The following is a 22,579-nucleotide window of genomic DNA, read 5'->3' as shown; positions in this document are numbered from 1 at the left end:
GTCAGTCCACCTTCCTGTAGATTTTCTGCCCGATCAGAAAGCGGTCGGCGAGCGGAAGGCTGGCCGCCCCGATGGCGCGGGCGTGGATGCCGACAGTCCCCTCGAAAATCGCCGGCAGTTGCAGCCCTTCAAGATCGAAAGTCCCGACATGGAGGCGTACAGCGGCAACGATTCGCGCGCGCACGTCTGCTGGCATCCAGCCGTCGATGATCGCCGCCTCGAAATCCACCACAGATGAAGCAGCGACAACCGCCTGCGCGATGGCTTTGGCAGCCTGGTTGATCCATGCGTCGAGTTCGCCGCCCATCGGCCCCCAATCCTCGGGCGAGGCCCAAAGCGGGGAGGGGTCGCGGCCGAGGCTCGCGACGACCTTCTCGAGTGCGGTGATCGAGGCCACATCGATCAGCTGGCGCGGCGCGCCGTCGGGTCCCGGTACCGGCATCGAGCCGAGCGCGCCTGCATTGCCGCTGCGCCCCGGATAGAGATTGCCGCTGATGACGATGCCGCCGCCGATGAACGAACCGATATAGAAGTAGACGAAATCGCTGATGTCCTTGGTCTTGCCGAACACGAGTTCCGCGCCGCAGGCGGCCGTCATGTCGTTCTGCAGGTATACGGGATAGGGGCAGAGCGCTTCAATTCGCGCGCGAATATCGCAGTCGCGCCATTGGTCCATGACTTCCTGTGGACCTCCGAGCGTGTCGGCCCATTTCCAGAGTTCGAACGGAGCGGCGATGCCGATGCCGGCAATTCTGTCCCGCTGCCTGTCCGTCAGGCCCTTTGTCATATCGTCGATCGCCTTCTCGGCAAATGCGAAGATCGGCTCAGGGGCCGGATAGTCGTAGGAAATATGCAACAGCGAGCGGATGTTGCCGACAAAATCGATCAAAACGAGATGCGCGCTGCGCCGCCCGATCTTAAGTCCGAAGAAGAAGGCACCTTCCGGATTGAGGGACATCGGAATAAGTGGCTGGCCGATCCGTCCGCGCAGGGGCTCTTCGCGGGTCAGGAGTTCATCCGCTTCAAGCATGCGCATGATGATTGAGCTGGTTTGTGCCGAGAGGCCCGTCATCCGGGCAATCGCGGTTTTGGCAAGGCTGCCGTGCTGGCGCAACAACGACAGCACAACGCGCTCATTGTGCTCGCGCATCCCGCTTTGATTTGTGCCGTGGTGAAGCGGTGGCCTGGTTCCTCCCATGCCTGCCCGCTCAGTAGCTCGAATGCCCAAGTGGGACTCCTCCCGATGTCCACCGACAATGGCGGCATGAAGCCGGAGTGTCAATATTAAATCAGAGTGATTTATTAATGTTGACAGCCCGAGGCGAGTGGTATTTGCTAGGCCGAACACTTGGCCGGGAGGATAACTGTCCGAGGTGTTAGGAGTTGAACAAGGGACCGGCAGGGCGCCGGCCTATCGCGGACTGGCGCGATTTTTTGGGAGGAAGTGACATGCTCAGAAGCATTTATCTGAAATCAAGCGTTTTTGGTGCCGCCGCAGTGGCGATGACCGCTTTTGCTGTTCCGGCGCAGGCGGCGGATGTCGGTGCCTGCCTCATCACCAAGACCGACACCAATCCCTTCTTCGTCAAAATGAAGGAAGGCGCGGTCGCCAAAGCCAAGGAACTTGGCGTTAATCTGAAGACCTACGCCGGCAAGATCGACGGCGACAGCGAAAGCCAGGTCGCTGCAATCGAGACGTGTATCGCCGACGGCGCCAAGGGTATTCTGCTGACTGCGTCCGACACAGCCGGCATCGTTTCGTCCGTCAAGCAGGCGCGCGACGCCGGCCTTCTTGTCATCGCACTGGATACGCCGCTCGACCCTGCTGATGCGGCCGACGCAACCTTCGCCACCGACAACCTCCTCGCGGGCGAACTGATCGGCAAGTGGGCCGCCGGTACGCTCGGTGACAAGGCGAAGGACGCGAAGATTGCCTTCCTCGATCTGACGCCGTCGCAGCCAACGGTCGATGTCTTGCGCGATCAGGGCTTCATGAAGGGCTTCGGCATCGATGTTGTCGACATCAACAAGATCGGCGACGAAAAGGATCCGCGTATCGTCGGCCATGACGTCACCAACGGCAATGAAGAAGGCGGCCGCAAGGCGATGGAAAGCCTTTTGCAGAAAGACCCGAGCATCACCGTCGTCCATACGATCAACGAACCCGCAGCTGCCGGCGCCTATGAGGCTCTGAAGGCTGTTGGCAAGGAGAAAGACGTTCTCATCGTTTCCGTCGACGGCGGCTGCCCAGGCGTCAAGAACGTCGAGGCCGGCGTCATTGGCGCGACGTCACAGCAATATCCGCTGCTGATGGCATCGCTTGGCATCGAGGCGATCAAGAAATTCGCCGATACCGGCGAAAAGCCGAAGCCCACGGAAGGCAAGTCGTTCTTTGACACGGGTGTTGCGCTCGTTACCGACAAGCCGGTTCAGGGCCTCGAGTCCATCGATGTCAAGACCGGCATGGGCAAGTGCTGGGGCTGATCCAGGTTTGAGCCAGCAATAAAGCAAGCAGGGGGAGAGAGGAGGGTGTAACCTCCTCTCTCCGACTTCAGCGGTTCAGGGAGGGCCCAGCCATGACGGAAACCAACACCACATCTCAGACCGGGCAAGAGTTCGAGCGCGTGCTGTCGCAAAGTGCGACGACGGTCGCGAGCTTCGACCAGCATGAGCGAAGCCCCCTCGAAAAGCTGCGGCACTTTCTGCATTCGAGTCCGGCCTCGGTACCGCTGATCGTTCTCGTCCTGTCACTGCTGATCTTCGCAGTCATCGTCGGGTCGCGATTTTTCACGCCCTTCGCGCTGTCGCTTATTCTTCAGCAGGTGGCGATTGTCGGTATCGTCGGCGCGGCGCAAACCTTGGTCGTGCTTACCGCCGGCATCGACCTTTCGGTAGGCGCGATCATGGTGCTGACTTCCGTGGTCATGGGCCAGTTCACCTTTCGCTACGGAATGCCGGTTGAACTTGCGATCCTCTGCGGCGTTGCGCTCGGCGCATTGTGCGGCTTCATCAACGGTTTTCTTATCGCGACCGTGAAGCTGCCGCCCTTCATCGTCACCCTCGGCACCTGGCAGATTTTCCTCGCAACGACCTACATTTATTCCGCCAATGAGACGATCCGGGCCCAGGATATTGAGACAAACGCGCCCTTGCTCCAGTTCTTCGGTCAGAAGATCAATATTGGCGGGGCCACTTTCACCTATGGCGTCTTTGCCATGCTCATTCTGATTGCCGTTCTCTGGTATGTCCTCAACCATACGGCGTGGGGCCGCCACGTTTACGCCATCGGCGACGATCCCGAGGCCGCGAAGCTTTCCGGCGTCCGGACGAAGCGTGTAGTGATCACTGTCTACGTGCTTGCCGGTCTCATCTGTGCACTGGCCGGGTGGGCCTCCATCGGGCGCAACGGTTCGGTTTCGCCGCAGATCGGCCAGTTTGCCAACATCGAATCGATCACCGCCGTGGTGATCGGCGGTATGTCGCTCTTCGGCGGACGCGGCTCCATCCTCGGCATGCTATTTGGCGCGCTCATCGTCGGCGTGTTCTCGTTCGGAATGCGCATGTACGGCACTGACGTGCAATGGACGTACCTGATCATCGGCGTCCTGATCATCCTTGCCGTCGCAATCGATCAGTGGATCAGAAAGGTAGCAGGCTGATGCAAAGCGAACCCCTTCTAACCGCTCGTGGACTGGTCAAGCGTTACGGCCGGGTCACAGCCCTCGATTACGCGGATTTCGACCTCTATAAGGGCGAGGTCCTCGCGGTGATCGGCGACAATGGCGCTGGAAAATCCTCCCTCATCAAGGCGATTTCCGGCGCTATCCACCCCGATGACGGCGAGATCAAGCTGGACGGCAAGCCCATCCACTTCCGCTCCCCCATGGAAGCCCGCGACGCGGGCATCGAGACGGTGTACCAGAATCTTGCCCTGTCGCCGGCGCTTTCGATCGCCGACAACATGTTTCTCGGCCGCGAGATCCGCAAGCCCGGCATCATGGGCAAGTGGTTCCGCATGCTTGACCGCAAGGCCATGGAGAAGCGGGCGCGCGACAAGTTGACGGAACTCGGCCTAATGACCATCCAGAACATCGGCCAGGCGGTAGAGACGCTTTCGGGCGGGCAGCGCCAGGGCGTTGCTGTCGCCCGGGCCGCGGCGTTCGGCTCCAAGGTGGTGATCATGGACGAACCGACGGCTGCCCTCGGCGTCAAGGAATCGCGGCGCGTGCTTGAACTCATTCAGGACGTGAAGAAACGCGGACTTCCGATCGTACTGATTTCGCACAACATGCCGCACGTCTTCGAGGTGGCCGACAGAATTCATATTCATCGCCTCGGAAAACGTCTTTGCGTCATCAATCCGAAGGAATATACGATGTCCGACGCCGTCGCTTTCATGACTGGCGCAAAGAGCCCGCCGGCCGAACTGGTTGCGTAATTTACATGAAGGAAAAATTTGAAAAATGAAGCGTTCCGAAGTCAATGAAATCATCCGCGAGAGCGACAAGTTCATCCGCTCTTTCGGCTATGTTATGCCGCCCTTCGCTTATTGGTCACCGGAGGAATTGAAGGCGCGTACCGCCAGCGATTCAAAGGCCATTCTGCAGGCCCGCCTCGGTTGGGACATTACGGACTATGGCCAGGGCAAGTTCGATGAACTCGGCCTGTTTCTGTTCACTACCCGCAACGGCAACCAGGAAGACCTGAAGAAGGGCGGCGGCATGCTCTACGCGGAGAAGATCATGATCTCGCGCGAAAAGCAGCTGTCCCCGATGCACCGCCATATCGTCAAGGCGGAGGACATCATCAACCGCGGCGGCGGCACGCTTGTGCTCGAACTCTTCAATTCCAATGCCGACGGCAGTGTCGATGAGAACACCGATGTCGAAGTCGCGACGGACGGACGTATCGTCAAGCTGAAAGCTGGCGGTTTGCTGAAGCTGCAGCCGGGTGAAAGCGTAACCCTGCTACCGGGCAACTGGCATGCATTCTGGGGCGAAGGCGGTGACGTGCTGATCGGCGAAGTGTCGACCGTCAACGACGATCTGACCGACAATATCTTTCGCGAGCCCATCGGCCGTTTCTCGTCGATCGACGAAGACGAAGCGCCGCTGCATCTCCTGGTTTCCGATTACGACAAGTGGCTCGCCGCCTGAGTTAGCAGCTTCCGGAGCCTTTCCCCGCCGGTTTTCGCGGCGGGGATTCGGTCCTTGTTACGGTTACGCACTTTTTAAACATGCCAATCCGAGCTAATCGCTTCGCATTTGATATACCCATTGCGAGGTTGATATTGTGCTTGACTATGTTGCGCTCGCGCTTCTGTTTTTTCTGGCCGTTACTCTCGTCTACGGCATTATCGCGATCCACGATGTTCCCTACAAGATAGCCAAGGCGCGCGACCATCCGCACCAGGATGCGATTGAAGCTGCAGGTTGGGTCAGTCTCTTTACGCTGCACGCGATCTGGCCGTTCCTCTGGATCTGGGCGATGATGTACCGGCCCGACCGGGGATGGGGCATGGGCTCTGGCGGGTCGAAAGCGCTTGAAGACCGGATTGCCGCGCTGGAACGCCGGCAGGTTACCGGGCCCTCCGCGAAATGACCACGCTCCTTTGCCTCCTTTATGCGGCTCTCTGCATTGTCGCATTCCGGCTCCTGCGGCTGCCGGTCAATCAATGGACACTGACGACGACCGTGCTCGGCGGCGTCGTTCTCATCGGCGGCATCGTCATCGCCATGAACTATAATCACCCGTTCACGAGCGAGGCCCGGCTCTATTTTTACGCGACGCCCATCAGCCCGGCCGTCAACGGCCAGGTGGTCGATGTTCCCGTCGCACCCAATACCCATGTGAAGAAAGGCGACGTCCTGTTCCGGCTCGATCCGCGCCCCTTCAAATATGCGCTCGCCCACCGGAAAGCGGCTTTGGCCAAGGCACAGCAGGACGCACTCGAACGCCAGGCGGCGCTTAAGGCTGCCAACGCAGCCGTCGATGGCGCGCGCGATTCACGCGACCGCGCCAAGGATGACTACGACCGGCATGCGACGGCCAACGCGCGGGCGGGCGGGAAGGGCGATGCACCATTTTCGGAGGCTGAGGTGGTCAACCGGCGCGACCTCTATCTGGCAGCGGAAAGCGCACTTGCGAGCGCGGCCGCGCAGGCCGATCAGGCGCTTCTTGCCGCCAACGCGCAGATCGGTGGTATCGATACGACGGTCGCACAACTCGAGGCCGAGGTGGCGCGAGCGGAGTTCGATCTCGAGCAGAGCGTCTACCGCGCGCCAACGGATGGCTATGCGGCGCAGGTGTTCCTGCATCCGGGGATGATGGCCGTCTCCCTGCCGCTCCGTCCTGTCATGACGTTTGTGCACACAGACCGGCGCGTCTTTGCGGCAGCCTTCAATCAATTGTCGCTGCAACGGGTCGCGGCCGGCGACGAAGCGGAGATCTCCTTCGCAGCTGTTCCAGGCCAGGTCTTTCGCGGCACGGTAAAGACCGTGGTTGAAACCATGGCGACGGGACAGCTTGAACCCTCGGGTACGCTCCTTGCTCCCGACGACCGCCAAGCGCCTGGACGCATGATTACGGTGATCGATCTTGGCGAGGAAGTCGCCGCCTACAATTTGCCGGGTGGCGCAACGGCGGAGGTTGCTGTTTATACCAAAAGCATGGCGGCGCTTGCCGTTATCCGCAGGATACTGCTCAGGATGCGTGCCTGGGAGAACTATCTCGTCTTCGATCGCTAGACGCCAAGAAAATACTTCCTCCGCATCGTTGGGAACGGTAGAAGCGGTAGCGTAGAACATCGCAGAGTATCGCCCATGATGATCACCGTCGAAGATCTCGTTCCCGAACTTCTTGCCCGGGCGGCTAGGACCGACCGTCTGATCGTCGCGATTGCGGGCGCGCCCGGCGCCGGTAAATCGACTGCTTCAGCGGCGCTTTGCGAAGCCATCAATGCTCGCGAACCCGGTGCGGCAATCGTCGTGCCGATGGACGGGTTTCACCTCGACAACGCCATTCTCGACGCCATGAACCTGCGTAAGCGCAAGGGTTCGCCGCCGACCTTCGACTGTGCCGGCTTTGAGGCGCTGCTGAAACGCCTGCGGCATATCGGCGATGATGTGGTCATCCCGCTATTCGACCGCAAGCTCGATCTGGCGCGGGCCGGTGCCGATATCGTGCGTGCCGGGCAGCGCATCCTCCTTGTCGAGGGCAACTACCTTCTCTTGGATCAGGCTCCATGGGGTCGGCTCGCGCCGCTCTTCGACGTCACCGTCTTTCTCGAGGTCGATCGCCTCGAACTCGAAAACCGTCTCGTCCAGCGCTGGCTGGGCCTCGGCCACAATGTCGGCTCGGCCCAGCAACGGGCACTTTCCAACGACATGCCCAATGCCGAACTCGTTCTCGAAGAGTCGCGCGAGGCGGATTTTACCATCCGCAATTAGTCGCTCAGGCTGAACGGCGCGGCGAGAACTGGATCGCCATGTCATGCATGATTGCTGCCGCCGCTGCGCGAGTAATGCCGGCCCAGGAGGAGAGGATTTCCGGCGTGATACGGTATGCCGGCCCCGTCACCGATACGCCAGCGATGAGCTTTTTGTCAGTCGACGAGACAGGTGCAGCCACGCAGCAAATCCCGAGTTCATGTTCCTCTCGATCATAGGCGTTGCCCGCAATGCGGATCGTGGAAATCTCGCTCAGCAGGCTCGGTACATCGACGATCGTATGCGGTGTAAAGCGGGTAAAATTAATTTTGCCGATACGGTCGTGCAGATCTTCATCGGCCATCGCCGACAGTGCGGCCTTGCCGACACCTGTACACCAGGCTGGCGCCGTATTTCCGATGCGCGAAACGAGGCGGATATTTTGCCGGCTTTCGATCTTGTCGAGGTAGACGACCTCGGTGCCCTGCAAAACACCGAGATGCACGGTTTCGCCCGTCGCCTCGTGCAGTTTGCGGATATGCGGTTCGGCGATAGCGCGCAATTCGTTGCTCGCCCATGCCCGTGATGCAAACTGCAGCAGCCGAAGGCCAAGGCCGTAGGACTGATCGCGATTGACTGTGAGCAGGCCCTCTTCAATAAGGTTTGAAATCTGCCGGTGAAGCGTGCCGCGCGGTTGACGGGTCAGGCGCAGAACATCGGTAAATCGCAGCGGCTCGCTCGCGTTGGCGATGATATCGAGCACGCTGACCGCTTTGCCGAGTGTGCCCGTATCTCTGGCGCTGGCAGTCGTTCGGCTCTTGCTCACTCGCGCTCTCCATGCACCTTCACCGTGAATCGGGGCTCACTACACAAATGTGAGTTGTCCGGGTGCGGAATTCAGGGTCACATCTTGACTTCCGGGAGCCTAGGAGATCAATTCGATATAGTCAAACACTGTTCCAAATAATGGAACTTATGCTGTGAGTTCGAGCCATGATGCCTTCTGCCGTTTTCCCCGACCTGAAGAACCGCTCCGTGCTCATAACGGGTGGCGGGTCCGGCATCGGCGCTGCCCTCACGGAGGGTTTCGTCGCGCAAGGTGCACGCGTTGCTTTCATCGACATTGCTGAGGCTGCTTCACAGGACCTGGCCAACGCGCTCGACAAGAAATACGGCAACCGCCCGTTTTATTTGAAGGCCGATCTCACCGACATCGAGGCCCTGCGCAACGCTGTTGCCACGGCAATTTCGAAGAACGGACCCGTTACCGTTCTCGTCAACAATGCCGCCTGGGATGACCGGCATGACATTGACGATGTGACAGAGAATTACTGGGACGGGAACCAGGCGATAAATCTCCGTCCGCACTTCTTTACCGCCCAGGCTGTCGTACCCGGCATGCGAACGGCAGGTGGGGGATCGATCATTAATTTCACGTCGATCTCCTTCATGATCAATCAGGGCAACCTGCCGGCCTACACCGCTGCCAAGGCTGGAATCATAGGCCTGACAAAGGGATTGGCCGGTCGGCTCGGACAGGAGAAGATCCGTGTCAATGCCATCGCCCCCGGCTGGGTGATGACGGAACGGCAACGCACGCATTGGGTCACGCAAGAAGGGCTGGAAGCGTATATGAAAAGGCAGGCCATTCCTGAGGAATTGCTGCCCGGCGACATGGTGGGACCTTGCCTCTTCCTGGCCTCGGACGCATCACGCATGCTGACAGCGCAGACGCTGATCGTCGATGGAGGCTGCCTGTGACGTCTGCACCCGCCTATGGCCTCGCCGATTGGGGAACGAGCCGTTTTCGCCTCTGGCTTGTGGATGGCACGGGGAACATCATTGCCGAGAAGCGTTCGGATGATGGGCTCGATGCGTCGCGGGAACGCGGATTCGGCACGACACTCGAAGCTCACCTAGCAGAGCTTGGTGCGCCCGAGCAGTTGCCGGTTATCGTCTGCGGCATGGCGGGCTCACGCCAGGGTTGGGTCGAGGCCAACTACGTTGCCGTCCCGGCGGATCTCAATGCGATTCTTTCTGGTGCCGTGAAAATTACAGGGATCGACCGTGATGTGCGGATCATCCCGGGTCTGTCGCAATCCGGGCGCTTTCCCAACGTCATGCGCGGCGAGGAAACCCAACTCCTTGGCGCCATGCTGGCTCGAAACATCACGGACGGTGTCGTCGCCATGCCCGGTACCCACTCGAAATGGGTCGAACTCCAGAGCGGCAGGGCAAAGACGTTTTCAACCTATTTGACGGGCGAACTCTATGCGCTCCTCGCCTCGCAGTCGATTCTGCGGCACTCCGTGCAAGGCGCTGTGAGTTCTGCCTCTGCCGAACATCCGCAATTTACCGCGGCAGTGGAGTTGATGCTGTCTGGAGAAGCGATGCTCGGCGAACTCTTTCCCATCCGCGCGGCGATGTTGCTCGAGAACCTCTCGCCTGAGGGGGCGGCCTCACGACTTTCTGGTCTGCTTATCGGCGCGGAAATTGCCGGCGCAAGATCGAAGCACCAGGGCCGGGTCGCGCTCGTTGCTTCCGGCAGCATGGCTACGCTCTACGGCAAGGCACTTTCGCTCGCGGGCATCGAATTCGGTGCGGTCGACGCCGATGAAGCCGTGCGCAAGGGCCTGTTTGTCGCCGCCTCGGCCATCTGGCCCCGTTGATAAGGACTATGCAATGACAAGCGCATCCACCCCATGGCCCAGGCTGCAACGCGATCTCATCGCCATTTTGCGCGGCGTGAAGCCGGATGAAGTTCTGGGCATCGCTGAGGAACTGGTGAGGGCCGGCATTGAAGCAATCGAAGTCCCACTGAATTCACCTGATCCGTTCCGGTCGATCGAGTTGCTCGCGACGAAATTGCCGTCCTCCGTTCTGGTTGGTGCCGGAACGGTGCTTGACGCCGCGGATGTCGCGCGTCTGGTGGAAGCGGGTGGACGTCTGATGATCAGCCCTAATGTCGATCTGGCCGTATTGAGTGCGGCGGTCGCGGCAGGCATGGTGACCATGCCTGGCGTTTTCACGCCTACCGAAGCCCTGGCGGCCTTGAGCGCTGGCGCATCCGGCTTGAAATTCTTTCCCGCAAGCGTCCTCGGACCTGACGGTATCAAGGCCATCAGCGCGATCTTGCCCAGGGGAACGGTCATCGGCGCCGTTGGCGGTGTCGACGAAAATGGCTTTGCTGCTTACTCGAAGGTCGGGGTGCGAACGTTCGGCCTAGGCTCCAGCCTTTACAAGGTGGGCGCATCGGCCGCCCTTGTCCGCGAACGCGCAAGGGTTACTGTGGCGGTCTATGACCGTGTGTTCGCCGCCTAAGGGCCATCGATGACGAAGATCAGCATATTTCATGACGAACCCTGCGAACTTGGAGAAGGGCCGGGATTTGATCCACTGACCAATACGGTGTGGTGGTTTGACATTCTTGCCGGTCGGCTCTTTGAAAAGCCGCTCGCCGGCGGCGAAGCGCGCATGCATAGCCTCGGCCAGATGGCGAGCGCGCTTGCAGTCGTCGACAAGGAGCGCCAACTTGTCCTGACGGAGACCGGGCTCTTCGTTCGCGATCGCTCGACAGGGCACACGATCATGCACCAGCCGATCGAAGCCGATAATCCGGCGACGCGGTCGAATGATGCGCGCGTCCATCCGGCCGGCGCGTTCTGGGTCAGTACAATGGGCAAGAAGGCCGAGCCGGGCGCGGGCGCCGTTTATTGGTATCGCGAGGGCGAGCTGCGCAAACTGTACGGCAATATTTCGATCGCCAATTCGATCTGTTTCGCACCTGATGGGCGGGCTGCCTATTTCGCGGATTTGGCGCTTAATATCGTCTGGCGGGTGAATACGGATCCTGGGACGGGACTGCCGAACGGCGAGCCCACCGAGTTTCTCAAGAATACCGGGAGCGGGGGCTTTGACGGTTCGGTGGTCGATGCTGACGGGAACCTTTGGAATGCCTCCTGGGGCGGCTCCCGTATCGATGTCTTTACTCCATCGGGAAATCGCCTCCGAACGATTGAACTGCCCATTCCGCAGCCGACCTGTCCCGCATTCATCGGCACGGATAGCGCGAGCCTGGTCGTGACCAGTGCCTATGCCGAGATGGATGAGGCTTCACGCTTGGCGTATCCCGATGCCGGCAAAACCTTCCGCATCGAGATCGCAGGGAAGGGCAGGCTGGACCCGCAAGTGAGAATTTAAAAACCTGAAAATTATCTCGGAACAATAAGCAATACCTCCCGTTTCCTCTGGGCAATCGAAACACACTGACTGCATGCCGACGCCTTTTGGGCGCCGAATGACGATGCATGTCCTAACAAGGGAGAATGACATGGGTTTCTTTTCTAAAGACATCAAAACGATGGACGATCTTTTCGTTCATACACTGCGCGACATTTATTATGCCGAGAACCAGATCGTGAAAGCCCTGCCTGAAATGATCGACAAGGCATCGGACCAAGAACTGAAGATGGGGTTTGAAAAACACCTGCAGGAAACCGAGACCCAGATAGACAGGCTTGAGCAGGTCTTCAAGCTGCATGGAGTCGAGGTCAGCGGCGTGAACTGCCCGGCAATCGACGGCATTTTGGAAGAGGCCGACGAGGTCAGCGGCGAAGTCGATGACGACCAGGTGCTCGATGCCGCGCTCATCGCCGCCGGTCAGGCCGTCGAACACTACGAGATCACGCGCTACGGTACGTTGATCGCGTGGGCAAAGCAGCTTGGACGCGAAGATTGCGCTTCGCTTCTCCAGCAAAATCTCAACGAAGAGATGAATGCCGACAAGGCCTTGACCAAGATTGCCGAGGGTCACGTCAACGCTGCTGCCGCAGCATAAGACGAAATTCGCAATCAACGTAAAGAATCCAAGCTCGCATCCGCCGATGCGAGCTTTTCTTTTGGCCGCGCGAGCGCCCATTTCAAGTACCCCCAAGCGCCCAGAGAGCAGCGGTAAATCCCGCTTGACAAGTTCAAGCGGCTGTAATTCTATATGTCATCCATTATTAGGTATTATATTCTACTATAATGGATAACGACACAAGATTCGCTTTGACGAATAGGGGAACAAAATGTCCAAACGACTTTACATTGCGGCCCTTGCAGCCGCTCTCGTTGCGCTGCCTTCGATTAGCGCATTCGCTCAAGAAACCAAAAGCAAGCTTGACGAAGTGTTGGCGCGCGGCCATCTGGTCATGGGAACCGGGAGCACCAATGCGCCCTGGCATTTCAAGAGTGCCGACGACAAGTTGCAGGGCTTCGATATCGATATGGGCCACATCATCGCCAAGGCCCTGTTCAACGACCCGGACAAGATCGAATTCGTCAACCAGTCTTCCGATGCGCGCATTCCCAACATTACCACGGATAAGGTGGATATCACCTGCCAGTTCATGACGGTGACCGGCGAGCGGGCGCAGCAGATCGCATTTACCATCCCCTATTATCGCGAAGGCGTCGGCCTCATGCTCAAGGCCGACGGCAAATATGCCGACTACGCCGCGCTCAAGGCGGGCGGCTCCGGCGTAACGATTTCGGTTCTGCAGAACGTCTATGCCGAAAGCATGGTCCACGCGGCGCTGCCCGAAGCCAAGGTCGACCAATATGAATCGGTCGATCTCATCTATCAGGCGCTCGAATCCGGACGTGCCGACGCTGCCGCCACCGACCAGTCGTCGCTGGCCTGGTACATGACGCAGAATCCCGGCCGCTACAAGGACGGTGGCTATGGCTGGAACCCGCAGACCTATGCCTGCGGTGTGAAGCGCGGCGATCAGGATTGGTTGAATTTCGTCAATACGGCCCTGCATGAAGCCATGACCGGCGTCGAGTTCGACTTCTACGCCAAGTCCTTCAAGACCTGGTTCGGCAAGGATCTTACCCCGCCGCAGATCGGCTTCCCGGTCGAATATAAGTAACCGGCATCGCGCAACGGTTCCGGGTCTCTCCCGTGCCGTTGCGTGAACGCTGCGCATCGGTCCGGTTCCATCGGGTGGGAACGCAATGGGATATACGCTGAATTTCGCTGCCGTCTGGCGCAGCTTCGACCTGCTCCTCCAAGGCCTGGCCCTCAGCCTCGCACTTGCATTCGGTGCAATCCTCATCGGCGCCATCATCGGCCTGATCACCGCGTTCGGACTGATCTCGAAAAACGGCTTTATCAAGCGGCCGGCCGGTATCTACGTAACGATCATCCGCAACACCCCGATCCTGGTGCTGGTGCTCTTCAGCTATTTTGCCCTGCCGCAGCTCGGTTTGCGGCTCGGCAAGATCGAGAGCTTCGTCTTCACCCTCGCGCTCTATTCCGGCGCCTATCTTGCGGAAGTGTTTCGCGCCGGACTTCTGTCGATACCGCCGGGACTTCGTGAAGCGGGCCTCGCCATCGGCCTTACGGAAATGCAGATTCGAACGTCGATCATTGCGCCACTGATGTTCCGCAACATCCTGCCGTCCTTAAGCAGCACGATAATTTCGCTGTTTAAGGATACCTCGCTTGCCGCCGCGATCGCGATTCCGGAACTGACCTTCGAAGCGCGCAAGATCAATGTCGAAAGCTTCCGTGTCATCGAGACCTGGATCGTCGCCAGCTGCCTCTATGTATTCACCTGCTCGATCCTCGCGGCGCTGATGCGCAGCGTCGAACGCCGCTTGTCCTTGCCGAGGTGAGCCGATGGATATAGCCCATTTCCTCGATGTCCTCTGGCTCGCGCGCTTCCCGATCCTCAAGGGTCTTGGCGTCACCATATCGATATCGCTCCTCGCCATCTGCTTTGGCACCGTGCTCGGCGTATTCGTCGGGCTCGCCCTGACCTACGGTGTGCGCCCGCTGCGCTGGATCGTTCGCGGCTATACGGATTTCATCAGGGGCACGCCGGTCCTCGTCCTTGTCCTTGCGAGCTATTACGTGCTTGGCACGATCGGGCTTGATCTTGGCCCCTTTCAGGCAGGCGTTCTTGCCCTTGCGGTATTCTGCAGCTCGCATGTCGGCGAAATCGTCCGGGGCGCCCTGCAATCGATCCCCAAGGGGCAGACCGAGGCGGCCAAGGCCATTGGTCTCACCTTCCCGCAAACATTCGCCTATGTTCTCGGCCCTCAGGCATTGCGCCAGGTCCTGCCGGCCTGGGTGAACACCGCGGCGGAGATGGTCAAGGCGTCGACGCTCCTTTCGATCATCGGCGTTGCCGAACTACTGCTGCGCACACAGGAATTGATCTCGCGCTCGTTCATGAGCCTTGAGTTCTATTTCTTCGCCGGTTTCCTCTATTTCGTCATCAACTACGCCATCGAGCGCTTCGGCCGTTATGTCGAGCGCAAGACCGCCGTTCCATCGTAAGGCATTTCCGATGTCCAACCTTCTTGAAATCCGCAACCTGCACAAAAGCTACGGCGACGTGGAAGTGCTGAAGGGCGTCGACTGCACCATGGCGCAGGGAGATGTCATCAGCATTATCGGTTCGAGCGGTTCGGGCAAGACCACGATGCTCCGCTGCATCAATATGCTGGAAGAGTTCCAGGGCGGCTCGATCAGCATCGATGGCGAAGAGATCGGATATGTAACAGCTGGTGGCCAGCGCCATCGCAAGAAGGAGAAGGAAATTGCCCGCCAACGCGCCCTGACCGGCATGGCCTTCCAGCAATTCAATCTCTTTCCGCACATGACCGCCGCCCGCAACGTTATGCTGGGGCTGATGAAGGTGAAGAAGCTCGGAAAGGACGAAGCGCGATCCATAGCGGAAAAATGGCTCGATCGTGTCGGCTTGCGTTCACGTGCCGACCATTTTCCCGGTCAACTTTCAGGCGGGCAGCAGCAGCGTGTCGCGATCGCCCGCGCCATCGCCATGAACCCAAGGCTGATGCTCTTCGATGAAGTGACATCCGCGCTTGACCCCGAACTCGTCAACGAGGTGCTGCAGGTGATCAAGGCGCTGGCGCAGGACGGCATGAGCATGCTGCTCGTCACCCACGAAATGCGCTTTGCCTATGAGGTTTCCAACCGCGTCATCTTCATGAACCAGGGTCGTATCGGCGAGGAAGGCAATCCGCGTGAAATGTTCCACAAGCCGCAAACGGAGCGCCTTGCGGAGTTTCTCAAGACATCGAGTTTTGGATAACGCGGCGCTTCATCGCGTCGATCGACCAGGCGCCCGGCCCGAAGGCCATGAGGGCGAGAAATCCGCCGGCAATGGCGATATTCTTGTTGAAGTTGATGACCTGCTCGATATTGCCGAAATCGCTGTGGAAGAGCAGCGCCGTCAGTAGACAGAAGCCGGCAAGCGCGAGCGCGGCATAACGGGTCATAAATCCTGCAGCGATCAGCAATCCACCGCCAAGCTCGGTCAGGATGACAAGTGGCAACAGACCGGGGGTGACACCGTTGGTCTGCATGTAGCTTGCGGTCGCCGAGTAGGCGGAGATCTTGCTCCATCCTTCGACAACGAAGATATAGGCGAGAAACAGTCGCGCCAGCAGCGCGAGCGGAGCCTGCAATCTTTCCATCATTTCCTCCAGATATTGGACTGAATATGGAACACGCAAATCCGCCGCTTTATTCATATGCCGGAAAAGCGAAAGAGCCACCTCGCGGCGGCTCTCCGGTATTACGAGTTCGCCAGTAAAGGCGACACTCAAGTAAATTAGTTGGCAGCGTCGGTCATCGTCGTGCCGAGGGTATTGAAGGTCGAGCTCAGGCTGGAGCCGAGGCTTTTTACACCAGCGATGATGCCGACGGAGATGAGGGCTGCAATCAGGCCGTATTCGATTGCCGTTGCGCCAGATTCATCCTTGAGGAAGCGTGCGAAGAGGTTGCTCATGATCATGTATCCCTGTTTGTTTGTTGACGCGGTTTCGTTGAACCGTCTCGAACTTAGGCGGCGGCCATTTACGGCCGACTTAAGGAACATGGTTGAGAAATAGCTAACCCACGTCGTGATTAACACGCGATTACATCAGATGGTTGTATTTGTGTAAAATGCCGTGAGCGTTGCATGGCCGGTTGTGAAAAGTGTTAGAGGCCGTACTCGGATACGGAGTTGGAATAGCTGGATCCTAGGCGCAATTACTTCGAAACTTGATGAGAAAGTGAGCAAATCCTCATACTCTCAATCGACGGTCTAACTTTCGACCGCAGGTTTGCATGACAGGCTTGCCAACGCCCCTGCCGGCTTACTTGCCGTTCTTCTCTATCGTGGTGCCAAGTGTGTTTAAGGTTGTGCTGAGGCTGGAGCCGAGGCTCCTCACTCCGACGATGATGCCGACGGAGATCAGGGCTGCGATCAGGCCGTATTCGATTGCCGTTGCGCCGGATTCATCCCTGAGGAAGCGTTTGAAAAGCTTGTTCATATGAATATCCCTGTGTGCGAAATAAGGTGGTGTTGAAACGCACTGAACCTCAGTCGCAGCGGTTTACACACCCCTTAAAGAATGTGGTTGAACAATCTTTAGCACACCTTGCAATAAACGAGGTATTACTTTAAATGTTGGTATTTATATTGATGTTTACTATATTTTTATTAAAGTTTTAACAAAATAAACTCTCTGAGGAGCAAGACTAGCCGAGTTTGCCGCGTTACCAAATCCATGTGTAGCGTTCTGAAAGCAGACGGACGGAGTCGATTACGATTGCCACGAAGACGCCCGAGCCGGTTATGACGATGCCGATCAGGAAATAGCGGCTCGCCCGTTCATAGACGGACTTTTTCAGGGATTCGGTTTTCAAGAGGAGCGCGAGGGAACGCAGCTGAAATGCAATGCCGATCGATATGAGAAAGAGGGTTGGCAAATCTGTGATTTTCCAGGGTATCGGATTGCTTGCCCACTGGGTCAGGAACCCAAGGGAAAATGACAGGACGACGCCGACGACAGTGATCGTGCCGTTGCGAAACACCGTTTCAATGAGATGTTCGTCGTGATCGTTGCGGTTCATCCCAAACCCTCCGCTTGATCAGCTTAGCACGATATCGGACCGGCGACGCGGGCAATCAATCACTGCGGGAACGTCGGCGCCACCGTCATCGAAAATCAACCTCCGGGGATAAGTCATCTTAAATCAATAAAACCCCGTAGACTGGACTTTAAAGAATACCATTTCTGTCGTGATTAAAATTTGCGGCCTAGGCTTTTCGTCACGCAATGGACGAAAGGCGAAGTCATGGGCAAACGAACCGGCCAAATTAAACTTGGAGCATTCCTCTATCCGACGGGTCATCACATCGCGGCCTGGCGCCATCCCGAAGCGCAGGCCGATGCGGGTTCGAACTTCGCCCATTACGCCGAACTTGCCCGGATTGCCGAGGCTGCAAAGTTCGACCTGATCTTCATGGCCGATGGCGTCGGCACCCGGGGCACCGACACGGAGGCCTTGAGCCGGACGGCGATCCGCTATGTGGCCCAGTTCGAACCGCTTACCTTGCTCTCGGCGCTTGCCGCACTCACGACGCGGATCGGGTTTGTCGCAACCGCCTCGACGACCTACAACGAGCCCTATCATATCGCCCGCAAATTTGCCTCGCTCGACCACATCAGCGGCGGGCGCGCCGGCTGGAACCTTGTGACCTCCGCCAGTGAGGACGAAGCGCACAATTTCAACCGGGACCACCACGTTGCCCATGCGGAGCGCTATGAACGGGCGGAAGAGTTCGCTGACGTCGTGCGCGGTCTTTGGGACACTTGGGAAGAAGATGCCTTCCTGCGCGACAAGGAGAGCGGCATCTATTACGACCCGTCGAAGCAGCACCTCCTCAATCACCGCGGCAAGCATTTCAAGGTCCGCGGCCCGCTCAACGTTGCACGTGCGCCGCAAGGGCATCCGGTAATCGTTCAGGCTGGGTCATCCGAGCCGGGCAAGGAGCTTGCGGCGCGGACGGCAGAGGTCATTTTTACCGCACATCAGAATGCCGACGATGCACGCGCCTTTTATAGTGATGTGAAGGGGAGGCTCCCCCGCTATGCCCGCTCGCCGGACGAACTCAAAATCATGCCCGGCATCTTTTCGGTCGTCGCGAAAACAGAATCGGAAGCCAGGGAAAAGTTCGAGCAGATTCAGGAGCTTATTCATCCCGCAGTTGGACTCTCGCTTTTGAACGGCATGGCAGGTGACGTCGATCTTTCCAAATATCCGCTTGACGGGCCGCTCCCGGAAGTTACCGAAACCAATGGCAGCAAGAGCCGTCAGAAGCTGATGATCGATCTGGCCCGACGCGAAAACCTCACCATCCGCCAGCTCTATCTGCGGGTCGCCGGTGCGCGGGGCCACTGGCAGGTAATCGGGACGCCCGAGCAGATCGTCGATCAGATGGAGGACTGGTTCGAGACTGGCGCGGCGGACGGCTTCAACGTCATGCCACCACATTTGCCGGCCGGATTGACCGATTTCGTTGAGCACATCGTTCCGGAACTCCGTCGTCGCGGTCTCTTCCGCAGCGAGTATGAAGGTCAGACGCTCCGCAGCCACCTCGGTCTGCGGGAGCCGCAGCATCCGGCGCACGCCGCCGTCGCGGCCGAATAACATTTCCTCGCAAAAGAAAGCGATCACGATGACCAGCACAGCCCATCTGAAGATCAGCAATGTCAGCCGGCAATTCCGTGTCAACGGCGGCGAACTCACGGCGCTCGACCGCGTCAGCCTTGACGTCAAGGCCGGTGAATTCGTCACCATCGTCGGCGCGAGTGGCTGCGGCAAGTCGACATTGCTGCGCCTCGGCGCGGGTCTCGATACCGGGCATGACGGGCTTGTCGAACATGCGGGCAAGCCAGTGACCGGTCCGAGCCTCGATCGCGGTATCGTATTCCAGGAGCCGCGACTGTTTCCCTGGCTGACCGTCGAGCGCAATGTGGCGCTGGGGCTGGAAAACGCGGCTTTTTCCAAGGCCGAGAAGCAGGACCTCGTTGCCAAGCAGATCGCGCTTGTCGGCCTTACCGGTTTCGAAAAAGCCTATCCACACCAGCTCTCGGGCGGCATGGCCCAGCGCGCCGGCATTGCGCGCGGGCTCGTCAACCGTCCTGACGTCCTTTTTCTCGACGAGCCCTTCGGCGCGCTGGATGCGATCACCAAGGCGCATCTCCAAGGCGAGTTGCAGGACATATGGGCGAGGGAGCAAATCACAATGGTGCTGGTCACCCATGATGTCGACGAGGCCGTCTACCTCGGCGATCGCGTCGTCGTCATGTCGCCGCGCCCCGGCCGGATCAGGGAGATCGTACCTGTCGACCTGCCACATCCGCGCGAACGGACCTCGGCGCAACTCGCCAGTATCCGCAACCATGTTCTCGACATTCTCAACAGCACGACGCGGAACAGCGAGCCGAAGACAATCGCCAAGCGACCCGCACAGGTGAAGCGCCCGCCAATCAAGACCACCAGTGCTGCCCGGAACGCGCCGCGTTCGCAGCCATCGGGGCGTCCCATTCTTTCAACGACGGAGATCTGAAATGAGCCTATCGCAACTCACCGGCCGCACGGTTCTGGCCGCATTTGCCGCTTCGCTGCTGGCAGTTCCGGCCATTGCCGAGCCGGTGACCATAAATATCGGTTACGCCGCGATCGGCGTCGATAGCAGGCCCTATGCGGAGGGGACTTCAGCCGCGACGGCGCGTGCCGGCGAGTACCTCGAAAAGGAGTTTGCCAACGATCCTGACGTCAAGATCGAATGGTTCTTCTTCAAGGGTGCGGGACCTGCCGTCAACGAGGCCTTTGCCAACAACCAGCTTGATTTTGCCTATCAGGGCGATCTCCCGTCATTGATCGGCCGGGCCAACGGCTTGAAGACAAAATATCTCCTGGCTAGTGGGGCGCGCAAACCGCTTTACCTTGCCGTTGCCAAGGATTCTGACATCAAGTCAGTTGCGGATCTGAAAGGCAAGAAGGTCGCCTATCAGCGCGGTACCAACGGCCATCTCGCAGCGATCAAGATCCTCGAGGCGAATGGTCTGACGGAAAAGGATATTCAGGTCATCAATCTCGACAGCGCCGGCACGGTCGCAGCGTTGACGAGCCAGGATATCGATGCCGCGTTTGGCGATACGCCACTGATCAACCTCGCTGCGAAGGGCAACGCGAAAGTGATCTACACAACCAAAGGCGATGATCCGCGATTCGGCCGCAATGCCGGCATCGTCGGCCGCGAGGACTTCATCGATAAGCATCCCGAAATCACCCAGCGCGTCGTCGATGCCTTCGTCAAGGCGGCGCAGTGGTCGTCGGACGAGCCGAACCGGGCTGCGCTTTTCGAGCTCTGGCACAAGTCTGGAACGCCCGTGCCGATCCTCGAGGACTACTTCAGCAACGACACGCTCGCCTACCGCAACTCGCCGCTGATCGACGACCTGCTTGTTTCCCAGTATCAAGAGCAAGCCATCAAAGCCAAGGAATTTGGCTTGATCCGGCGTGATGTAAGCACCGATGGCTGGTTCGAGCCGAAATATCTGAATGCGGCGCTGGCGAAGCTCAATCTTCAGAATTTTTGGCAGTCCTACGGCGCCAATGGCAAGCCTCTCGGCTCCTGATCTGGCCTCAATCAAAGAGACGACATGACGCTCCTGTCCGATAATACCGCCCTTGCGCCGAGATCGTTGCAAGGGCGGGCCACAACATGGCGATTGCGGCGCGGCGGTTTGAGGCTTCGCCGCGTCGCGGTTGCGCTGATCCTGCCGCTGGCGCTGGTCGCAGCATGGTGGCTGGCTTCAAGCCAGGGATGGCTCCCCGAGCAGATCCTGCCGTCGCCCGCCTATGTCTATGCCACCGCGGTCGAGATGATCGCGTCAGGTGAAATCCTCTACCATACCGGGGTGAGCTTGCGACGGGTGGTGGTGGGGTTTCTGTTTGGTGCGGCAGCGGGCCTTACACTTGGCGTCGCAATGGGATTGTCGCGGCGCGTGGACGACTACGTGCGCCCGCTCTTCCTCGCCTTCGCCCAAATTCCGACCCTTGGATGGATCCCCTTGCTGATGCTGATCTTCGGCATCGGCGAAACACTGAAGATCATAGTCATTGCCAAGGGCGCTCTTGTTCCGATGACCCTGAACACCGCGGCTGGCATTCGCTCCGTGCCAGCCAATTTTGTCGAAGTGGGCCACGCGCTCCGCTTCAACCGCTGGCAGACGCTGCGGCTGATCGTTCTTCCGGGCGCAGCACCTTCGATCTTCACCGGCATTCGCTATGGTCTTACCCATTCCTGGACGGCACTTGTCGGCGTCGAGCTGCTCGCGTCCTCCGAGGGGCTTGGGTACCTCCTCGTCTGGGGCCGGCAGATGTTCTGGCTCGATGTCGTCATCGTCGCCATGATCGCAATCGGGATCGTCGGGTTCCTCATGGATAAGGGATTCGACGCTGCGGAAAACCGCGTGCAGCGCTGGAAGCAGAAGGAAGAAAGCTGATGGCGGCTAGCTATGTGAGTTCCGAACGGGTGTTGAAAATTCGCCGTGGTTTGACCCTCCCGATCCTTCTCCTTATCTTGTGGGAAGGTTCGAGCCGCAGCGGCATCGTCGATTCGCGCTTTCTTCCATCGCTCGAAGATGTCTTCCTGACTGCAAAGCGCGAACTTATCGACAACAATCTCTTCGGCGAACTTGGGTTCAGCCTGTTTCGGAATATTGCGGGCTTTCTCGTTGGTTCTGCTTTCGGCGTGCTCTTTGCAACGCTTCTTGCCCTGTCGCGCGTGGCCGATGCCCTGATTACCCCCACCTTCAACGGCCTGAAGCAGATTTCACTGCTGGCATGGATCCCGCTCATTTCTATCTGGTTCGGCTTCGGCGAACAGGCCAAGATTGTCTTCGTCGCGCTCGCCGCCTTCATTCCCGTCGTGCTCAACACCTATGAAGGCATGCGCAATGTGCCGGCGGATCTGATCGAGGTGGGCGATGCCCTGCGGTTTACGCCAACCCAACGCATCACACGCATATTCCTCCCGTCGGCCCTGCCATCGATTGCTACAGGCGTGCACCTCGGGTTGATCTATTCATGGCTGGCAACGGTCGGCGCCGAGTATTTTCTTGCTGTTGGCCCGGGCATCGGCGGCTTGATCATTGCCGGCCGGGAACGCTTCGACATGGCCCTTGTTATGGTCGGCGTGATCATTCTCGGCATTGTCGGGTTTATTCTCAACCGGCTCGCCGCTAAGGTCGAAAACTATCTCTTGCGCTGGCGCGTAAGCACCCATTGA

At 58.8% G+C, this 22,579-nt stretch carries 27 protein-coding genes; 21 read left to right on the top strand and 6 right to left on the bottom strand.

What is annotated here, in order from left to right; translation table 11 throughout:
• Position 1 precedes the first annotated feature (1 nt).
• Positions 2-1,198: an ROK family transcriptional regulator gene (locus AC1DNI_RS14955; RefSeq protein ID WP_477692444.1), complete on the bottom strand. Its 1,197-nt coding sequence runs from the start codon at positions 1,196-1,198 to the stop codon at positions 2-4.
• 251 nt (positions 1,199-1,449) lie between these two features.
• On the opposite strand from AC1DNI_RS14955, the gene AC1DNI_RS14950 reads away from it, so the two are divergent.
• The 7 genes from AC1DNI_RS14950 to AC1DNI_RS14920 all read left to right on the top strand — a co-directional run bounded on the left by AC1DNI_RS14950 (position 1,450) and on the right by AC1DNI_RS14920 (position 7,448).
• A complete protein-coding gene (locus AC1DNI_RS14950) occupies positions 1,450-2,484 on the top strand; it encodes a substrate-binding domain-containing protein (RefSeq protein WP_477692402.1) in 1,035 nt (344 codons plus the stop codon).
• A gap of 92 nt (positions 2,485-2,576) precedes the next feature.
• The gene (locus AC1DNI_RS14945) at positions 2,577-3,659 is read left to right on the top strand and encodes an ABC transporter permease (protein ID WP_027232270.1); all 1,083 of its coding nucleotides are present in this window, start codon (positions 2,577-2,579) and stop codon (positions 3,657-3,659) included.
• Positions 3,659-4,438, top strand: coding sequence for an ATP-binding cassette domain-containing protein (locus AC1DNI_RS14940; RefSeq protein WP_027232269.1), 780 nt, complete (start codon positions 3,659-3,661; stop codon positions 4,436-4,438). Before AC1DNI_RS14945 ends, AC1DNI_RS14940 begins: the two co-directional genes overlap by 1 nt.
• A gap of 25 nt (positions 4,439-4,463) precedes the next feature.
• Positions 4,464-5,156 (top strand): D-lyxose/D-mannose family sugar isomerase, encoded by a 693-nt coding sequence (locus AC1DNI_RS14935; RefSeq protein WP_477692401.1) that lies wholly within the window; start codon positions 4,464-4,466, stop codon positions 5,154-5,156.
• Between the two features lie 133 nt (positions 5,157-5,289).
• A complete protein-coding gene (locus AC1DNI_RS14930) occupies positions 5,290-5,601 on the top strand; it encodes a DUF3302 domain-containing protein (RefSeq protein WP_477692443.1) in 312 nt (103 codons plus the stop codon).
• Entirely contained in the window at positions 5,598-6,746 is a 1,149-nt protein-coding gene (locus tag AC1DNI_RS14925; protein ID WP_477692400.1) for an HlyD family secretion protein, read from the top strand. Before AC1DNI_RS14930 ends, AC1DNI_RS14925 begins: the two co-directional genes overlap by 4 nt.
• 78 nt (positions 6,747-6,824) lie before the next feature.
• The gene (locus AC1DNI_RS14920) at positions 6,825-7,448 is read left to right on the top strand and encodes a nucleoside triphosphate hydrolase (protein ID WP_477692442.1); all 624 of its coding nucleotides are present in this window, start codon (positions 6,825-6,827) and stop codon (positions 7,446-7,448) included.
• A gap of 4 nt (positions 7,449-7,452) precedes the next feature.
• On the opposite strand, the gene AC1DNI_RS14915 is transcribed toward AC1DNI_RS14920, so the two are convergent.
• Positions 7,453-8,253, bottom strand: a complete 801-nt coding sequence (locus AC1DNI_RS14915; protein WP_477692399.1) for an IclR family transcriptional regulator — start codon at positions 8,251-8,253, stop codon at positions 7,453-7,455.
• A 167-nt stretch (positions 8,254-8,420) separates the two neighbouring features.
• Between AC1DNI_RS14915 and AC1DNI_RS14910 the strand changes: the two genes are divergently transcribed.
• The 9 genes from AC1DNI_RS14910 (at position 8,421) to AC1DNI_RS14870 (ending at position 15,535) form a co-directional block, all read left to right on the top strand.
• Complete coding sequence (locus AC1DNI_RS14910; RefSeq protein WP_477692398.1) at positions 8,421-9,188, top strand: SDR family NAD(P)-dependent oxidoreductase; 768 nt, start codon at positions 8,421-8,423, stop codon at positions 9,186-9,188.
• On the top strand, positions 9,185-10,096 hold the full coding sequence (locus AC1DNI_RS14905) for a 2-dehydro-3-deoxygalactonokinase (protein WP_477692397.1): 912 nt from the start codon (positions 9,185-9,187) through the stop codon (positions 10,094-10,096). The genes AC1DNI_RS14910 and AC1DNI_RS14905 overlap by 4 nt, the downstream gene beginning before the upstream one ends.
• Positions 10,097-10,109: 13 nt before the next feature.
• Positions 10,110-10,748 carry a 2-dehydro-3-deoxy-6-phosphogalactonate aldolase gene (locus tag AC1DNI_RS14900; RefSeq protein WP_477692396.1) on the top strand — a complete coding sequence of 213 codons (639 nt, stop codon included), beginning with the start codon at positions 10,110-10,112 and terminating at the stop codon, positions 10,746-10,748.
• A gap of 9 nt (positions 10,749-10,757) precedes the next feature.
• Positions 10,758-11,627: an SMP-30/gluconolactonase/LRE family protein gene (locus AC1DNI_RS14895; protein ID WP_477692395.1), complete on the top strand. Its 870-nt coding sequence runs from the start codon at positions 10,758-10,760 to the stop codon at positions 11,625-11,627.
• Positions 11,628-11,757: 130 nt separating this feature from the next.
• Positions 11,758-12,264 carry a YciE/YciF ferroxidase family protein gene (locus AC1DNI_RS14890; RefSeq protein ID WP_027232259.1) on the top strand — a complete coding sequence of 169 codons (507 nt, stop codon included), beginning with the start codon at positions 11,758-11,760 and terminating at the stop codon, positions 12,262-12,264.
• A 232-nt stretch (positions 12,265-12,496) separates the two neighbouring features.
• Entirely contained in the window at positions 12,497-13,342 is an 846-nt protein-coding gene (locus AC1DNI_RS14885; RefSeq protein ID WP_477692394.1) for a transporter substrate-binding domain-containing protein, read from the top strand.
• 85 nt (positions 13,343-13,427) lie between these two features.
• Positions 13,428-14,090, top strand: a complete 663-nt coding sequence (locus tag AC1DNI_RS14880; RefSeq protein ID WP_477692393.1) for an amino acid ABC transporter permease — start codon at positions 13,428-13,430, stop codon at positions 14,088-14,090.
• A 4-nt stretch (positions 14,091-14,094) separates the two neighbouring features.
• The gene (locus AC1DNI_RS14875) at positions 14,095-14,757 is read left to right on the top strand and encodes an amino acid ABC transporter permease (RefSeq protein ID WP_091923429.1); all 663 of its coding nucleotides are present in this window, start codon (positions 14,095-14,097) and stop codon (positions 14,755-14,757) included.
• 10 nt (positions 14,758-14,767) lie between these two features.
• Complete coding sequence (locus AC1DNI_RS14870) at positions 14,768-15,535, top strand: amino acid ABC transporter ATP-binding protein (RefSeq protein ID WP_091951121.1); 768 nt, start codon at positions 14,768-14,770, stop codon at positions 15,533-15,535.
• On the opposite strand, the gene AC1DNI_RS14865 is transcribed toward AC1DNI_RS14870, so the two are convergent.
• From AC1DNI_RS14865 to AC1DNI_RS14850, 4 genes are all read right to left on the bottom strand, one after another.
• Positions 15,513-15,920, bottom strand: a complete 408-nt coding sequence (locus AC1DNI_RS14865; RefSeq protein WP_091951119.1) for a DoxX family protein — start codon at positions 15,918-15,920, stop codon at positions 15,513-15,515. The two genes, AC1DNI_RS14870 and AC1DNI_RS14865, sit on opposite strands and share 23 nt — an antisense overlap.
• 137 nt (positions 15,921-16,057) lie before the next feature.
• Positions 16,058-16,234, bottom strand: coding sequence for a Flp family type IVb pilin (locus AC1DNI_RS14860; protein WP_477692392.1), 177 nt, complete (start codon positions 16,232-16,234; stop codon positions 16,058-16,060).
• A gap of 352 nt (positions 16,235-16,586) precedes the next feature.
• Entirely contained in the window at positions 16,587-16,763 is a 177-nt protein-coding gene (locus AC1DNI_RS14855) for a Flp family type IVb pilin (protein WP_081815911.1), read from the bottom strand.
• 226 nt (positions 16,764-16,989) lie between these two features.
• On the bottom strand, positions 16,990-17,346 hold the full coding sequence (locus AC1DNI_RS14850; RefSeq protein ID WP_477692391.1) for a hypothetical protein: 357 nt from the start codon (positions 17,344-17,346) through the stop codon (positions 16,990-16,992).
• Between the two features lie 225 nt (positions 17,347-17,571).
• Here AC1DNI_RS14850 and AC1DNI_RS14845 point away from each other — a divergent pair, with 225 nt between their 5' ends.
• The 5 genes from AC1DNI_RS14845 to AC1DNI_RS14825 are packed head-to-tail and all read left to right on the top strand — an operon-like array spanning position 17,572 to position 22,579.
• Positions 17,572-18,927 (top strand): LLM class flavin-dependent oxidoreductase, encoded by a 1,356-nt coding sequence (locus AC1DNI_RS14845; protein ID WP_477692390.1) that lies wholly within the window; start codon positions 17,572-17,574, stop codon positions 18,925-18,927.
• 28 nt (positions 18,928-18,955) lie between these two features.
• The gene (locus AC1DNI_RS14840) at positions 18,956-19,849 is read left to right on the top strand and encodes an ABC transporter ATP-binding protein (protein ID WP_477692389.1); all 894 of its coding nucleotides are present in this window, start codon (positions 18,956-18,958) and stop codon (positions 19,847-19,849) included.
• A 1-nt stretch (position 19,850) separates the two neighbouring features.
• Positions 19,851-20,924 carry an ABC transporter substrate-binding protein gene (locus AC1DNI_RS14835; protein ID WP_477692388.1) on the top strand — a complete coding sequence of 358 codons (1,074 nt, stop codon included), beginning with the start codon at positions 19,851-19,853 and terminating at the stop codon, positions 20,922-20,924.
• Positions 20,925-20,948: 24 nt separating this feature from the next.
• The gene (locus tag AC1DNI_RS14830; RefSeq protein ID WP_477692387.1) at positions 20,949-21,794 is read left to right on the top strand and encodes an ABC transporter permease; all 846 of its coding nucleotides are present in this window, start codon (positions 20,949-20,951) and stop codon (positions 21,792-21,794) included.
• Positions 21,794-22,579: an ABC transporter permease gene (locus AC1DNI_RS14825; RefSeq protein ID WP_477692386.1), complete on the top strand. Its 786-nt coding sequence runs from the start codon at positions 21,794-21,796 to the stop codon at positions 22,577-22,579. The genes AC1DNI_RS14830 and AC1DNI_RS14825 overlap by 1 nt, the downstream gene beginning before the upstream one ends.

The organism is Phyllobacterium sp. 01N428 (genome assembly GCF_056399405.1).
Note: the sequence above shows the minus strand (reverse complement) of the source record. Positions and strands in the feature narration are given on the sequence as shown.

Coding starts and splice junctions, on each gene's coding strand:
- AC1DNI_RS14895 (WP_477692395.1), top strand. CDS start 10,758: ATGACGAAGATCAGCATATTTCATGACGAACCCTGCGAACTTGGAGAA.
- AC1DNI_RS14950 (WP_477692402.1), top strand. CDS start 1,450: ATGCTCAGAAGCATTTATCTGAAATCAAGCGTTTTTGGTGCCGCCGCA.
- AC1DNI_RS14925 (WP_477692400.1), top strand. CDS start 5,598: ATGACCACGCTCCTTTGCCTCCTTTATGCGGCTCTCTGCATTGTCGCA.
- AC1DNI_RS14860 (WP_477692392.1), bottom strand. CDS start 16,234: ATGAGCAACCTCTTCGCACGCTTCCTCAAGGATGAATCTGGCGCAACG.
- AC1DNI_RS14870 (WP_091951121.1), top strand. CDS start 14,768: ATGTCCAACCTTCTTGAAATCCGCAACCTGCACAAAAGCTACGGCGAC.
- AC1DNI_RS14845 (WP_477692390.1), top strand. CDS start 17,572: ATGGGCAAACGAACCGGCCAAATTAAACTTGGAGCATTCCTCTATCCG.
- AC1DNI_RS14885 (WP_477692394.1), top strand. CDS start 12,497: ATGTCCAAACGACTTTACATTGCGGCCCTTGCAGCCGCTCTCGTTGCG.
- AC1DNI_RS14835 (WP_477692388.1), top strand. CDS start 19,851: ATGAGCCTATCGCAACTCACCGGCCGCACGGTTCTGGCCGCATTTGCC.
- AC1DNI_RS14825 (WP_477692386.1), top strand. CDS start 21,794: ATGGCGGCTAGCTATGTGAGTTCCGAACGGGTGTTGAAAATTCGCCGT.
- AC1DNI_RS14935 (WP_477692401.1), top strand. CDS start 4,464: ATGAAGCGTTCCGAAGTCAATGAAATCATCCGCGAGAGCGACAAGTTC.
- AC1DNI_RS14920 (WP_477692442.1), top strand. CDS start 6,825: ATGATCACCGTCGAAGATCTCGTTCCCGAACTTCTTGCCCGGGCGGCT.
- AC1DNI_RS14955 (WP_477692444.1), bottom strand. CDS start 1,198: ATGGGAGGAACCAGGCCACCGCTTCACCACGGCACAAATCAAAGCGGG.
- AC1DNI_RS14875 (WP_091923429.1), top strand. CDS start 14,095: ATGGATATAGCCCATTTCCTCGATGTCCTCTGGCTCGCGCGCTTCCCG.
- AC1DNI_RS14900 (WP_477692396.1), top strand. CDS start 10,110: ATGACAAGCGCATCCACCCCATGGCCCAGGCTGCAACGCGATCTCATC.
- AC1DNI_RS14865 (WP_091951119.1), bottom strand. CDS start 15,920: ATGGAAAGATTGCAGGCTCCGCTCGCGCTGCTGGCGCGACTGTTTCTC.
- AC1DNI_RS14910 (WP_477692398.1), top strand. CDS start 8,421: ATGATGCCTTCTGCCGTTTTCCCCGACCTGAAGAACCGCTCCGTGCTC.
- AC1DNI_RS14840 (WP_477692389.1), top strand. CDS start 18,956: ATGACCAGCACAGCCCATCTGAAGATCAGCAATGTCAGCCGGCAATTC.
- AC1DNI_RS14855 (WP_081815911.1), bottom strand. CDS start 16,763: ATGAACAAGCTTTTCAAACGCTTCCTCAGGGATGAATCCGGCGCAACG.
- AC1DNI_RS14940 (WP_027232269.1), top strand. CDS start 3,659: ATGCAAAGCGAACCCCTTCTAACCGCTCGTGGACTGGTCAAGCGTTAC.
- AC1DNI_RS14890 (WP_027232259.1), top strand. CDS start 11,758: ATGGGTTTCTTTTCTAAAGACATCAAAACGATGGACGATCTTTTCGTT.
- AC1DNI_RS14830 (WP_477692387.1), top strand. CDS start 20,949: ATGACGCTCCTGTCCGATAATACCGCCCTTGCGCCGAGATCGTTGCAA.
- AC1DNI_RS14880 (WP_477692393.1), top strand. CDS start 13,428: ATGGGATATACGCTGAATTTCGCTGCCGTCTGGCGCAGCTTCGACCTG.
- AC1DNI_RS14850 (WP_477692391.1), bottom strand. CDS start 17,346: ATGAACCGCAACGATCACGACGAACATCTCATTGAAACGGTGTTTCGC.
- AC1DNI_RS14945 (WP_027232270.1), top strand. CDS start 2,577: ATGACGGAAACCAACACCACATCTCAGACCGGGCAAGAGTTCGAGCGC.